The sequence below is a fragment of the Streptomyces sp. NPDC002817 genome, from assembly GCF_053592055.1.
Genome location: NZ_JBSFUY010000035.1, coordinates 33655 through 45870, shown reverse-complemented (window position 1 = coordinate 45870; position 12216 = coordinate 33655). Strand labels below are relative to the sequence as shown.

Annotated in this window: 13 protein-coding genes and 1 pseudogene; 8 read left to right on the top strand and 6 right to left on the bottom strand. The window is 68.1% G+C overall.

Going from position 1 to position 12216, the window contains the following annotated elements; translation table 11 throughout:
- The first annotated feature begins 93 nt into the window (after positions 1 to 93).
- A complete protein-coding gene (locus ACWD3I_RS40720) occupies positions 94 to 654 on the top strand; it encodes an SUKH-4 family immunity protein (RefSeq protein WP_365400021.1) in 561 nt (186 codons plus the stop codon).
- A gap of 79 nt (positions 655 to 733) precedes the next feature.
- Here the strand turns inward: ACWD3I_RS40720 and ACWD3I_RS40715 are convergent, their stop codons facing one another.
- Positions 734 to 1156 carry a VOC family protein gene (locus ACWD3I_RS40715; RefSeq protein WP_365400024.1) on the bottom strand — a complete coding sequence of 141 codons (423 nt, stop codon included), beginning with the start codon at positions 1154 to 1156 and terminating at the stop codon, positions 734 to 736.
- A gap of 537 nt (positions 1157 to 1693) precedes the next feature.
- Here ACWD3I_RS40715 and ACWD3I_RS40710 point away from each other — a divergent pair.
- Positions 1694 to 2404 carry a helix-turn-helix domain-containing protein gene (locus ACWD3I_RS40710; protein ID WP_365400027.1) on the top strand — a complete coding sequence of 237 codons (711 nt, stop codon included), beginning with the start codon at positions 1694 to 1696 and terminating at the stop codon, positions 2402 to 2404.
- Here the strand turns inward: ACWD3I_RS40710 and ACWD3I_RS40705 are convergent.
- The 3 genes from ACWD3I_RS40705 to ACWD3I_RS40695 form a co-directional block, all read right to left on the bottom strand.
- On the bottom strand, positions 2386 to 2961 hold the full coding sequence (locus ACWD3I_RS40705) for a dihydrofolate reductase family protein (RefSeq protein ID WP_365400030.1): 576 nt from the start codon (positions 2959 to 2961) through the stop codon (positions 2386 to 2388). The two genes, ACWD3I_RS40710 and ACWD3I_RS40705, sit on opposite strands and share 19 nt — an antisense overlap.
- A gap of 867 nt (positions 2962 to 3828) precedes the next feature.
- A complete protein-coding gene (locus tag ACWD3I_RS40700; protein WP_365400033.1) occupies positions 3829 to 4746 on the bottom strand; it encodes an NADP-dependent oxidoreductase in 918 nt (305 codons plus the stop codon).
- Positions 4747 to 5193: 447 nt separating this feature from the next.
- The gene (locus tag ACWD3I_RS40695) at positions 5194 to 6675 is read right to left on the bottom strand and encodes an aldehyde dehydrogenase (protein WP_365400036.1); all 1482 of its coding nucleotides are present in this window, start codon (positions 6673 to 6675) and stop codon (positions 5194 to 5196) included.
- Positions 6676 to 6780: 105 nt separating this feature from the next.
- Here ACWD3I_RS40695 and ACWD3I_RS40690 point away from each other — a divergent pair, with 105 nt between their 5' ends.
- Together ACWD3I_RS40690 and ACWD3I_RS40685 are read left to right on the top strand one after the other, a co-directional pair.
- Positions 6781 to 7401 carry a TetR/AcrR family transcriptional regulator gene (locus ACWD3I_RS40690; protein WP_365400039.1) on the top strand — a complete coding sequence of 207 codons (621 nt, stop codon included), beginning with the start codon at positions 6781 to 6783 and terminating at the stop codon, positions 7399 to 7401.
- 84 nt (positions 7402 to 7485) lie between these two features.
- A pseudogene (locus tag ACWD3I_RS40685) lies at positions 7486 to 7647 on the top strand (SDR family oxidoreductase); the annotation flags it as partial.
- Positions 7648 to 7745: 98 nt separating this feature from the next.
- On the opposite strand, the gene ACWD3I_RS40680 reads toward ACWD3I_RS40685, so the two are convergent.
- Positions 7746 to 8309 carry a hypothetical protein gene (locus tag ACWD3I_RS40680; protein WP_365400045.1) on the bottom strand — a complete coding sequence of 188 codons (564 nt, stop codon included), beginning with the start codon at positions 8307 to 8309 and terminating at the stop codon, positions 7746 to 7748.
- Positions 8310 to 9390: 1081 nt separating this feature from the next.
- Positions 9391 to 9741, bottom strand: coding sequence for a DoxX family protein (locus ACWD3I_RS40675; protein WP_365400047.1), 351 nt, complete (start codon positions 9739 to 9741; stop codon positions 9391 to 9393).
- Between the two features lie 138 nt (positions 9742 to 9879).
- Between ACWD3I_RS40675 and ACWD3I_RS40670 the strand changes: the two genes are divergently transcribed.
- The 4 genes from ACWD3I_RS40670 to ykgO all read left to right on the top strand — a co-directional run bounded on the left by ACWD3I_RS40670 (position 9880) and on the right by ykgO (position 12045).
- Positions 9880 to 10413, top strand: coding sequence for a MarR family winged helix-turn-helix transcriptional regulator (locus ACWD3I_RS40670; RefSeq protein ID WP_365400050.1), 534 nt, complete (start codon positions 9880 to 9882; stop codon positions 10411 to 10413).
- Between the two features lie 999 nt (positions 10414 to 11412).
- A complete protein-coding gene (gene rpmG / locus ACWD3I_RS40665) occupies positions 11413 to 11577 on the top strand; it encodes a 50S ribosomal protein L33 (RefSeq protein WP_365400053.1) in 165 nt (54 codons plus the stop codon).
- A 47-nt stretch (positions 11578 to 11624) separates the two neighbouring features.
- Positions 11625 to 11885 carry a type B 50S ribosomal protein L31 gene (locus ACWD3I_RS40660; protein WP_365400056.1) on the top strand — a complete coding sequence of 87 codons (261 nt, stop codon included), beginning with the start codon at positions 11625 to 11627 and terminating at the stop codon, positions 11883 to 11885.
- A gap of 37 nt (positions 11886 to 11922) precedes the next feature.
- Positions 11923 to 12045, top strand: coding sequence for a type B 50S ribosomal protein L36 (gene ykgO, locus ACWD3I_RS40655; protein ID WP_046258531.1), 123 nt, complete (start codon positions 11923 to 11925; stop codon positions 12043 to 12045).
- Positions 12046 to 12216 lie beyond the last annotated feature (171 nt).

The following is a 12216-nucleotide window of genomic DNA, read 5'->3' as shown; positions in this document are numbered from 1 at the left end:
ACAAGGCACGAGCTGCCCCGGAGTGCGGCCGTGTTCTGATCTGAGGCCGGCTCGATACGGTCAGGACCGCAGCCGACGGAAGAGGACCGTTCGATGGCGACGTACGACCAGCTCACCGGGTGGGCCGGTCCTGGCCATGTCACGCGAGCCAGACGGGACGTGGTGGCCAGCTGGCAGATCCCGGACTCCATGAAGGCACAGCTCGTCGAGGTGGGTATTCCAGTAGCTCCGCGGCTCATCGACCGAGTCGTGATGCAGATCGAGGCTGATCCGGTCCTGCTCACGTCCCGGGGCCCGCTCTACCGCCTCACCGAGCAGGCGGACCCCGATGAGCCAGCTGAGCAGTCATCGTTCGGCATTGAGCCGCAGACCGGGGCCGTCTACTTCGTCATGCCGGGCGGGGAGGCATGGTTCGCCAACTCCAGTGTCGACGCGTGGCTCGACGTCCTGCACCGTTACGGTCGCTGCGTCGGCGCCTCAGAGCTTCTCAGCGAGCCGGACGGCCCTGAGGAGTACCTCTCCGAAGAGGAAGAAGAGCAGGCTTGCGCCGAGCTGAGCCGGCTGACCGAAGAGCTGAAGGACATCGACGCCGCGGCCTTCAATGGCTACGAGGGGTTTCTCTGGCCAGGGCTCCTGGATCGATGGCTCTACTGACCTCGGCCCGGCAGAGCCACGGCCCGTATGTCTGGAGCGAGCAGGGATGCCGGGCGTGTTTTGAACGTCGAGGTAGCCGCTAGCCGGTGGTTGGTGACGTCCGTGCGGCGCGTGGACGATGAGCTCGAACGTCCACAGGGCGTCCATCGGGATCGCGAGCTGTCATCGTCCACTGCGTGGGCAGTGTCTCGATCTGTCCGACCGGCCACCCGGCGCCCAGGATTTGTTCGCGAACCTCACACAGTTGCGCGTGTGTTCCCACGCGCAGCCCCCATCCAGCCTTGCCGAGGGGATCAGGATCAGTGGTGGGGGCGGTAGCGGTTTCGACGATCATCAAGTGGTCGTCGCCGCCGACATCGATGACAGCGATCCGAGGATCAGAAGGGGTTGCAGCGCGCTCGAATGCAAGCGACGCTCCGAGCAACTCCGTGTAGTACGTCACGAGCTGGTCGATGTCGTTCGTGGACAGAGTCAGATGGTTGATTCCGAAGAGATCGGGCATGGTGAATCAACTCTAGTGCAGCCACTGAATGGCACTTGGGTCGCGATGGAGATGTGGTCACAACGCCTGGCGTATCAAGGCGAGTTGGATGGTGGCCTCATAGGGGACGGCGAGCTTCTCGTAGTTGCATAGTCGACGGTTCACTGCAGAGGTGGGGCGGGCGATGCGGCGGTCCGCGAGGGCATCGCTTGTGCGGCCGGGCGCTGTGCATGGGGGTGGTTGGGAGGGTGCGCACTGTGCGGGTGGGGTTGCGCAGCCGCGACTCAGGTCGCGGGCCAGAACTGGGCGAGAGTGAGCGGATCCTGTACGTGGCGGGCGAGCGGTGCGCCTGCGGCGCGAGGGCGGGGATGGATGCCCTCGCCAGGGCCGGGCCGCGCTCGTACGCTGGCGGTCCTGGAGCTGCGTCGGCGCAGGCGAGCGGTGCCCCGCACGGTGGGGGCGGCTGCCGTCTGACCGCGAGTTCGCAAGGGGAAAGGGCCTGCCAGCAAGCATGTCGCCGACCGGTGCCCACAGCACCGCGCGGCGTATTCTGCGCTCGTGGAGCTGCGCTTCGAGATACGTCGGTCCAACTCGCCGTGGGTCGACAGCGTATGGACCTGCACCAGCGAGCAGGTCACGGCGATGACGTCCGTTGCGGGGGTGCGTTGGGGTCTGGTGTTCTGGGAGCAGGCCGGCCGGTGCTACACGGCCGTCACCGGCCCCGAGACCCGGACGAGTACGGCACCGGTCCCGGAGGGCGCCGCCTTCACCGGCATCGACTTCGCCGTGGGCACTTCGCTGCGGGCCCTGCCCACGCCGGAGCTGGTCGACGGCGGTGTCGAGCTCCCCGACACCACACGCCGGACGTTCCGGCTGGACGGTGCGCGCTGGGAGACCCCGGGCGCCGATGACGCCGAGGCCTTGGTGGAGCGACTGATCAAGGCCGGGATCGTGGTGCGTGACCCGCTCGTCGCCGAGGTCCTGAGAGGCCACGACCCGGCCGTGTCGGGACGGACCGTCGAACGCCGTTTCCGAGCGGCCACCGGCCTGACGCGTGGCGCTGTCCGGCAGATCGAGCGGGCCCGTACGGCGGCGGAGCTGCTGGCGGCCGGCGACACGGCCGTCGACGTCGTCGCCAAGCTCGAGTACTTCGACGAGCCGCACCTCGCCCGGGCGCTGCGTACCTATGTGGGACGCACCGTCGGACAACTGCGGGACGGCATCGGCGGCGCGATCGCGCTCGACCTGGATCAGCGCTTGACGTCGTAGATCAGCTTCAGGATCCCGTTGGAGTAGCTCTCCGACTCCCGCAGCGACAGCATCTGCTTTTCACGGTCGGCCCGGTGGAACAGGCTCTTGCCGGCACCGAGCAGGACAGGGAAGACGAGCAGGTTGAACTGGTCGATCAGGCCCGCCTCCGACAGCCGCCGCGCCAGCTCCGCGCTTCCGTGGATGTAGATGGGGCCGCCCTCGCTCTCCTTGAGCTTCGCGATGTCCTCCGTCGTGCGCAGGATCGTCGTCGCCCCCCACCCATCGACGAGGGCGTCGTCCGACAGTGTGCTCGACACCACGTACTTGGGCAGCTCCTTGTAGGAGGCGTGGTCCTCCGAGGCGGGCCAGACCGACGCGAAGGCCTCGTAACTGCGGCGGCCGAACATCAGCGCCGTCGTGTCGGAAAGCTCCTCGCCCTTCAGCGCCCAGGCCTCCGGAACGAACTCCAGGTCGTTCACCACCCAGCCACCGCTGCGGTGCCCTTCCTCGGTCCCGCCGGGCGAGTCCAGAACGCCGTCGAGCGACATGAATCCGGTGTAGACCAAGGTACGCATCTGCTGTCTCCTCATCATGGGCCGAGCTCCTTGGATGAGGCTAGATCGCGGCCGGGACGGGCGTCTTGGACGGAAACGACATCGAGTGAGAGACGGGTCCGGGACGCCGTGTGCGACCTGTGGCGGTGCAGCGGCTTTGGTAATACGCGATGGCCGCCCGGCCGGCGGGCGGTAAAACTGCCCGGATCGTGAGTGAGGGACGCGCGCAGCATGCGGCATGCGCTCAGGTCCGTGAGCCTGCGGACGGCGTTTCACACAGCGAGCGTTGACCAGGTGGCCGCTGATCGGGTGACGGTCCGGTGTCCCGAACGCACAACACTCGGTGCCGTTGGTGGAGGAGGCCGCCGGGAGCAGGGGCGGAGCCTGCTTTCGGAGATGGTGGCTCAGCACGACTGGGCGTTCGGCTCGTCTCAACCGGACGCCCTCGTGGACCGCCGGCTCTACGAAGATCACCTGGGGCCTCGTACCGGAATGCGTAACGCTTGATCCCCTACGCCACGACGTGGGACACGACCCGTCAGGCTGATCGGGCCGACCGCGAGAGGTGCAGCCGGTGTGGACGCATCGCTCTGAGCTATCGCCTTTGCGACGACCGGTCGAGCTGTCGGAGCTGCTTCCGGGCGCCGGACCGCCGGGTGCTCGAGCTCCGGCAACGTGAAGCCCTGGCTGTTCCTCTACCGGTCGGCCACGCTGCGAGAGCTGTTCAGGACCCGCCCTTCTCGTACCCGTCTGAGCGACGGGATTTCTCGTGGCACTGGTAGTCCGCCGCCGTCGGGGGTCCGCCGTCGGGTGACTCCGCGACGTCCCCCGCCTGGCATGACGAGTCTGTGGACGCCGCGGACCCCTCCGGGCCGGTTGTACCGCGTCTTACCGCACTTTCAGGACGATCTTGCCCAGCGAGTGGCCGGCCTCGACCGCGGCGAGAGCCGTCGCTGCCTTGGCGAGGGGTACGACCTGTGTGACGTGGGGGTCGAGGGCGCCGGATGCGACCAGTTCGGCGAGAGGGGAGAGCGCTTGCCCGTTCTGCTCCACCTGGAAGTAGCCACCGCCGAGTTCGGACGCTGCTGTCGGATCCACAGCGGTGATGATCCTGGACTTGTCCGCGGCGAGATGCGCGACGGCGTACAGGGCATCGCCGCCGACCAGGTCGAGGATGGCGTCCACGCCGTTCGGGGCGATTGCGGCAACCCGGTCGGCCACGCCTTCGCCGTAGGTGACGTGGGTGGCTCCGAGGGAGGAGACGAGCTCCGCCTTGCCCGCACTGGCGGTGCCGATCACGGTGGCGCCCAGGTTATGGGCGATCTGCACGGAGGCAACGCCGACACCACCGCCGGCCCCGTTCACCAGGACGGTGGCATCGGGCTTGAGGTTCAGCAGGCCTATGCCCTGGTGGGCGGTGGCCGCTGAGACCGACAGGGTCGCGGCGTCGGTGAAGGACACGGCGGCCGGTTTGTGCGCCGCGGTCTGGACCGGCAGTAGCGCGTACTCGGCGTAGCCGCCGGCCCACGGCAGGGCTCCGTAGACCTCGTCTCCGATGCCGAACCCCTCGACCCCGTCGCCGATCTCTTCGACGACACCGGAGACCTCCGTGCCAAGGGTTGCCGGCAGCGTCAGAGGAAGGACCTCCCGCACGTAGCCGGCGCGCAACTTCCAGTCGACCGGGTTCACTCCGGCCGCGTGCACCGCGACCAGAAGCTGACCCGGCCCCGGAACGGGCCTGGGCAGGTCGGCGAAGGCCTGTGTCTCGGGGCCGCCGTACTCGGTGAAGATGTATGCCTTGGGCATGATGGCTCCTCGTTCTGATGATGTCGGGGGGAATCTTCGGGTGACTGCAGGGGCAGGGGCCCGGCAGTGATGCGCGACGCGGTATCGCTGGGTGGGGCGAGGTGCGCGGCCCTTCGGGCGGACTCCGGGTTGCCCGGCCGGTCCAGCTGGTCCAGGCAGCGACCGCCAAGTGGTCTGCGTAGACGTGACTGTTGGCCGGCTCGTATTACGACGGGGCCGGTCCGACCCACGGCGGCGTCACGACGATGATCAGCGGTGCGCGTTCGTGGTCGCGATGATCATCGTGGTCTGTCTCGATCTGGTCCGGCTGCTGCCGGTAGGGCCGCGGCGGAGTAACTCCCGCCCGCTGAGCCGCCGTTGGGCACTCGTCTCGGGTTTCTCAATCACTCGCCGGGCGCACCGGACGCCCTCCGGATCGAACAGCCTCCGGTGCGCAGCCGCAGCACGCTAGAGCGTTCGGATCGGTTCGCCGTCGAGGAAGATCGTGTGCGTGTTGTAGAACGCGTCGAGACCTTCGGGGCCGAGTTCGCGCCCATAACCGGACTGCTTGACGCCGCCGAACGGAACCGCGAGATCGAGGGTGATGCCGTTGTTGATCGAGACCGTGCCGCTGCGGATCTTGCGGGCGACCTCGAGCGCATGCTGCTCGTCACGGCCGTAGACGGCGGCGTTGAGCCCGAACTCGGTGTGGTTGGCGAGCCGGATCGCTTCGGCCTCGTCGCGGTAGGTGAGCACCGTGGTCACCGGGCCGAAGATCTCCTCCTGTGCGACACGGGAGTCGGGTGACACGTCGGTGATGATGGTCGGGGAGACGTAGTAGCCCTTGTCGAACCCGGGCGCGCGGCCACCGCCGACGGCGATTGTCCCGCCTTCCTGTCGGGCCGTCTCGAAGAAACCGAGGACCTTGTCGTAGTGCGCCTTGTTGATCATCGGGCCGACCATCGTGTCCGGGTCGTGCGGATCGCCGACCGTGACCCCTGCGAACGCCTCGGCCAGCGCCCCGACGATCTCGTCCTTGCGGCTCTCCGGAACGATCAGCCGGCTCGGGACCGCGCAGGCCGCGCCGTTGTTGTTGCAGACATTGATCGGCAGCGTGGCGACGAGCCGCTCGAGGTCCGCGTCCGGCAGGATCAACGCCGGTGACTTGCCGCCGAGTTCGAGCGTGACCTGCTTGAGCGTGGGCGCCGCGGCCGCGGCGATCTTGCGCCCGACACCCGTCGATCCGGTGAACGTCACCTTGTCCACGCCCGGGTGGCTGACGAGTTCCTGGCTCTGCTGAGGACCGGCGGTGAGGACATTGATCACGCCGGCCGGCAGACCGACCTGGAGTGCGGCGTCCGCGATGTAGCCGGCGCTCAGGGGTGAGAAGTCGGACGGCTTCATGATGATCGTGCAGCCGGCCAGGAGGGCCGCGGGAATCTTGAAGGCGGCAAGACCGAGCGGCGCGTTCCACGGCACGATCGCGGCCACGACACCGACGGGCCGCTTCTCTATGCGCGCGGTGACGCCGGACAGGCCGGTGCGGACCTCGTCGAGCTCGGTGGAGTCGGCAAAGCTCGCGTAGTAGCGCAGCAAGCCGGCGAAGGCCAGCGGGTTTCCGCGGGCGGCACCGACGGCCAGCCCGGTCTCGGCCATCACCAGCTCGGCGATGGCGTCCGTGTGCTGCTCGAGCTCGTCGGCGAGCGCGAGCATGTAGTCGGCTCGTTCCTTCAAGGAGAGCTGGGGCCAGGGCCCTTCGTCGAACGCCGTCCGCGCGGCCCGCACGGCGGCATCCACGTCGGCACTGGTCGCCAGTGCGACCCTGCCGAACGGCTCTTCCGTCGCCGGGTTGGTCAGCGACTCCGAGCGACCGTCCGCGCTCGGGTGCCATTCGTTGTCGATGAACAGGTCCCGCTCGACCACGGGGGCCGGATGACTCTGCTGTGCCATGGAGAACTCCTGTAGATAGCAGCAGTTTGGACTTGTGCATCCAATGTTTTGTACGTCTGCATCCAAAATAACAGATGATCCCGTCCAGAACGGTAGGCTGGGTGCATGAGCACTCCAGAAGGCCTCACGCGCAAGGGACTGGCCACCCGCGCTCGCATCGTGGAAGCCGCCGCGGAGCTCGTCCTGGAACGGGGTGTCAACGCGACGACGCTTGAGGACATCCGAGCCGCGACAAGGACGAGCAGGAGTCAGCTCTTCCACTACTTCCCCGAAGGGAAGCCCGACCTCGTCAGCGCGCTGTCGCAGTGGCAGGGCGCTCGGGTGTTCGACGCGCAACGGCCCTACCTGGACGAACTCGACTCGTGGGAGTCCTGGCAGAAGTGGAGCGAGGCGATCGCGGACTTCTACAGGGAGCAGCCCTGCTGGGGTTGCCCCATCGGCTCGATGGTCAATGAGCTCGTCGGCAGCCACGACCAGGTCGCCGCGTCGGTCCAGAACGTGTGGGACGAATGGCAGCGCCTGTTCCAGGCCGGGGCCGAGCGCATGATCACCGCGGGCCTGCTCCGGGCCGGCACCGACGGCCAGCGGCTCGGCCGCTCGATCCTCGCGATCCTGCAAGGCGGGCTGCTGATGACGAAGACGACCCGCACCGAAGAGCCGCTCCTCGACGCGCTCGACGCGATCTTCCTCACTCTGCGAGCACACGCCGTCGATCCCGCGCGCTGAGGAAGGCGAACCCGGACGGCGATCGGATTCCGGCGGGCCGCCCCGGCCTGCCGAGCACGTTCTCGTCGTGTGTCGTGTGTGTTCTCGGCGTTCAATCGCGTCGGCGAGCCGAAGGATGTCGCGGACGTGGTGGCCTTCCTCGCGACCGACGAAGCGCGCTGGATCACGGGTGCGTTCATCGACGTCAGCGGTGGCAGCCTCCTTGGCTGGACGAGCATGACCGATGTTGCGCAATGGCGTCCGTGACCCGGCGACAGGCGCTGTGGTGGCGCCCGGTTCACACGCGCGACGCTGCGCCCCCGTCGGCTGTGCGAGCCTGCCGTGCGGGTCGGAGTGCGGATGCCTCATAGGTGTCCTGCGGCGAGCCATGCCAGCAGGGGTACGACCACGGCAGGCAGCGCTGCGAGCCAAAGGCTGCCCCCGGTCGACGCTCCTGCCGCGGTCGCGGTCAGCGCGATCGGCAGTACGGTCACCCGCGGCCAGGTCTTCGTGGTGGTCGTGACCACCGCGAGCGCCATCGGCACGTACCAGCCCGCGGATACGGCGGGCACCGCCAAGTAGTCACCGAACAGGGACGCCTCGCGTGCCTCCTGCCCCACGGCGAGGACACCGAGCCCGGCCGTGCCGGACAACAACAACGCGATGGCAAGGCGCAGATAGGCCTGCTGGTCCCGTCGGGCCAGCCAGAGCAGAATCAGCACCGCCAGGGGCAGCGGGGCCAGGACGAGGATCCAGGTCAGCGCCTGCGCCACATCGTGGACGAACTCCGCTCCGGCGTCCGCCGCGGCGATCCCGTAAGGGTGGAGATGTTCGGCGGCGGCCGAAGCCCAGCTGACCTGGACGAGGGGTTCCTCCTCACGCACGGACACGGCGAGGAGGGCGGAATACAGGAGCAGCGTCGCCGCCACGCACACCACCATGTGCCGCTGGTTTCGCCGGGTGTGTGCTTCCGGTGCGGTTCGGCTGGGAGTCGGTGCTCGCAGGGAGTCGCGGCTGCGCAGGCCGCGGGCGGCGATGCAGCTCACCGGGTCCCTCCGGCATCGTGCGCGATGTTGCCCAGGCGCCCAGTCCTGGCTGCTTCCCGCAGCGGCATGACGCGTTCGGTCTTCTTGCTCGACGCGCTCTGCCGCGGGGGTGAGCCGTCCCGAAGCGCTACGGACTGGGTCACAGCAGCCTCCTGATCAGTGAGGGGCGCGTCGAGCAGGGGCGCGCCTACCGGCCCTGGCTGAGATGGCGGCAGGACCGGGCGTCGGCCTTCTCTGCGTGGACGTCGCGCCACCGGTGGCCGGGAGGTGGTCGCTCGCAAGGCCGATCGCCGCAAAGCTGGGTCATTGTGTCGGGCCTTCCCGGCGCCGCCCATTTGGTGCTCCGGCCGCTTCGCCCTGCAGGCGCCCATCCGGTACCCAACTTCAGTCCCGGCTCCCGCAGGGGCGATTCTGCTGTGCGTGCCTGCCGACGGACCGAATGGTGGGTCGGGGTGGCCGTGTCTCTAGCGGTCGCCGCGTCCCGGAGGGCTTCGCAGGTGTTTGCCGCGACGCCATCGAACGATTTTCCCCGCGATGCCCTTCCTTCTGGCCGAGAGCCGCCCGCCCGCCGCCCCGCCCGCGGTCGCGGCGGAGTACGGGAAACCGTTCACCGACGTGAGCTGGCAGAACAGGGCTGTCGGCGATGCTGATCCCGAAGAGCGAAACAGTCCAGGTCTTGAGGCGACCGGGAGTGCAACCCGGAGGAGGCCGGCTGGAGAGCGTCAGGGCTGGCCAGCTGTTCGGCCGGACCGCCGACACTTGTGTCGATCAGTTCCCGGAAGCTGATGATCGGCCAACTGATCGGCGCTGTCGGCGCCCCAACCCGGACTGCGCGCTGTCCCCGCCCGCACTTCCGAGGCCGCCCCGTAGCGGCTCGCCTCCAGCCCGGGCGCTGGAGGCAGGTGTCTGGCAGTGGCTGCGCCGTGTGATCGTGAGCTGGCCTGATCGCGATCGCGGGGCACGATCAGATCGTCGCGAGGCCCAGCACCAGCGGCACGACGGAAACGAGCATGATGACGGCCGGGGTGCCGCTTCCCTTCTTGTCGCCTGCGCGGACGTGCGTGATTACGCCGCCCAGGAAGTACAGGACGACGCCGATCGCCGCCGCGATGCCCAGCGGTCGGTAGGCGATGCCGGCGAGCAGCCCCAGAGCGCCCGCGATCTTGACCAGACCGAGCGGCACGTACCAGCTGTCGGGCACCCCAAGTGCCTCGAGGGTCTCCGTGACCTTCGGGTCGCGGGTGATGTCGCCACGAGCGGAGTAGAGCAGCAGCAGGGACAGCGCGACAGCGAGGACGACATAGGCGATGAACACGGAGAACTCCGGAGAGTGAAGGGGACCGTCGATCGGTCCAGGAACACAGGGCGGCAAGTGATGGGCCGCGGCAGATAATGTAAGTGGGTCAATGATTAATTGCAACCGACTATTTCTATCCTTGCTACGGTCGGACCCATGACCAGCGAACGATCCGGCGGCACCGGCCCCGCCACCAGCGCTCCCGTCGGTCCCGCCATCTGGGACGACACCATCGAATCCGCCTGTCCCGATTCCCGCCTCGCCCTGCTCCTGGCGCGGCACGGTGGCGTGACCGACGCCTGGATCCGTGAGGCACTCGCCGCCTCCGGGGTCACGCCCCGCCAGGCCGTCGTGCTGATGCTCCTCGACGGCGGTCAGCTCGGCCAGCGCGACCTAGGTGCCCGGCTGAGCGTGGACCCCAGCGTCCTGGTCACTCTCCTCAACGCGCTGGAGGACCGCGATCTGGTGAGACGGCGGCGTGATCCCGCCGATCGCCGCCGTCACATCGTCGAGATCACCGAAGCGGGCACGGCCGCCGCTACCAAGCTCGACGCCGCCGTCGGCCGTGTCGAGGACGAGCTCTTCGCCGACCTCACCCCGCAGGAGCGAGAGACCCTGAGCTCGCTCCTGGCCCGTGTCCGCACCACCCGAGACGGCACCTGCGACGCTTCGCCGATCACGGACTGCTGAATTCGTGAACGTGCCCGGGGTACGGAGCACTTCACGCTCGGCGCCGCGTTCTTGCAGGCGATGTGGCGGAGCGCTGAGGTAATGGGCCCGGCCCCTTGTGCAGGGGTGGGGAACGGCGAGTCCCTCACGGACGGACCGAACCGTCGTCGAGGCGTTTCCCTTCCCCGTCGCACCGGCAGATACCGTGGTCGGCCTCGCGAAGGATCCGGGGACCATGGATTGCCGCGTTGAACCGTGCCGTGGTGACCGAGGGGATGGTGTCGACAACGGGGAGCATCCCGGACTGTCAGCTTCTCAGCGTTGTGAAACCGGACGTCCCTCGACGAGACGTCGGCGTACACCTGGACGTGGCCCCCGGGAAGATTTTCCTAGCCGGAGATCATCAAGGCGACGAAGGGCGCGCACTGCCTCGTGCGGGGCATCCTCCTGTTGTGTGCTGTCGAACATTTTTGCTGCTGCCGCAGTTGACGAGCGTGAGCGTCTTGCTCGACGCCGAGGGCCCTGTCGTGATCGTCCAGGCCGTACGCGTGACACAGGTCCTCGGCACGCCGGACGCCACCGCGCATGCCGTCGTGTGGCTGGCCGGGCGATGAAGCGGCCTTCGCGCACGGCGCCGTGGCGGACGGCTGCCGGGGTAGGACAGGGCCACTGTCATCGGTGCGTGACCGTCATCCCCGCGTCGGGAATGCCTACCGGGGCGGGCGTGTTGAACGCGGCGTGGGAGTGAAGGGGACAGTGTCCCCGGGCCTCATCTCTAGCCTGCGGGGACGATCGTCCGGCTGAAGCCCCGCAGAGCGTTTCGCCGCGTAGGCGACCGCCCTTCACCCCGTTCTTCGCCGTGGCACGGGCGGGCTCACACCCGCCCGGACCGCGGCCGCACCGCTCCAGCCCGTACCGAGAGCGGTGACCGTCGGGAATGAGGCACCAGCAGACGTTGTTACAGAAGTCGCATGACATGTCCGAGTCAATTAGCTCGGGCGGTGGCGGAAGGAGCACCTCATGGCACTCAGCACCACACGGCCCGTCGTCAAGCTGAAGTCGACGGCCGGTACCGGAGTCACCTACGTGACCCGCAAGAACCGTCTCAACGATCCCGACCGAATGGTCCTGCGCAAGTACGACCCGCAGGTCGGCGCGCACGTCCTCTTCCGAGAAGAACGCTGACACCCGTCTTCGCGGCTCCTCGTCGGCAGCATCAGAAAGGCCACCCCATGAGGCACGGCATCCACCCCGTCTCCCGCCCGGTCGTCTTCCGCGACCGCGCGTCAGGCTTCCAACTGCTCACCCCCTCCACCATCCACATGGAGCGCACGGTCCAGGGCGAGGACGGCACCACGTACCCAGTCGTCGACGTCGAGATCTCGTCTGCGAGCCACCCGTTCTACACCGGCACCTCACGAGTCGTGGACACCGCGGGCCGCGTGGAGCGCTTCCACAGGCGCTACGGCGCCACTGCTTCCGCGCGTGCCTGACAGCGGACCTCGTTCGATCCCCCGGAAGGAGACGGCTATGAAAGTGCGAAAGTCCCTACGCTCGTTGAAGGCCAAGCCCGGCGCCCAGGTAGTACGCCGACGGGGTGTCACCTTCGTGCTCAACAAGAAGGATCCGCGCTTCAAGGCCCGCCAGGGCTGACGGCCTGAGCAGGCTGACGGCAGGAAGCCCCCTCTTATTGCCCTGCTACATCCTGAGTTCAAGCTCAGCACTGAGGTTTTCGGTTCGGGGTGACGACCTTGGGGACCGGGATCAGTCCTCGGAGATTCGTAGTCGTAGCTCTCCGGCAGCACAGTGCTCTCCAGCTGATCG

What these genes read in the sequence shown, in the direction of transcription:
- ACWD3I_RS40715 (WP_365400024.1), bottom strand. Translation starts at nt 1,156, where the DNA reads ATGCCCGATCTCTTCGGAATCAACCATCTGACTCTGTCCACGAACGAC.
- ACWD3I_RS40705 (WP_365400030.1), bottom strand. Translation starts at nt 2,961, where the DNA reads ATGCGTACCTTGGTCTACACCGGATTCATGTCGCTCGACGGCGTTCTG.
- rpmG (WP_365400053.1), top strand. Translation starts at nt 11,413, where the DNA reads ATGGCACTCAGCACCACACGGCCCGTCGTCAAGCTGAAGTCGACGGCC.
- ykgO (WP_046258531.1), top strand. Translation starts at nt 11,923, where the DNA reads ATGAAAGTGCGAAAGTCCCTACGCTCGTTGAAGGCCAAGCCCGGCGCC.
- ACWD3I_RS40695 (WP_365400036.1), bottom strand. Translation starts at nt 6,675, where the DNA reads ATGGCACAGCAGAGTCATCCGGCCCCCGTGGTCGAGCGGGACCTGTTC.
- ACWD3I_RS40660 (WP_365400056.1), top strand. Translation starts at nt 11,625, where the DNA reads ATGAGGCACGGCATCCACCCCGTCTCCCGCCCGGTCGTCTTCCGCGAC.
- ACWD3I_RS40670 (WP_365400050.1), top strand. Translation starts at nt 9,880, where the DNA reads ATGACCAGCGAACGATCCGGCGGCACCGGCCCCGCCACCAGCGCTCCC.
- ACWD3I_RS40700 (WP_365400033.1), bottom strand. Translation starts at nt 4,746, where the DNA reads ATGCCCAAGGCATACATCTTCACCGAGTACGGCGGCCCCGAGACACAG.
- ACWD3I_RS40690 (WP_365400039.1), top strand. Translation starts at nt 6,781, where the DNA reads ATGAGCACTCCAGAAGGCCTCACGCGCAAGGGACTGGCCACCCGCGCT.
- ACWD3I_RS40720 (WP_365400021.1), top strand. Translation starts at nt 94, where the DNA reads ATGGCGACGTACGACCAGCTCACCGGGTGGGCCGGTCCTGGCCATGTC.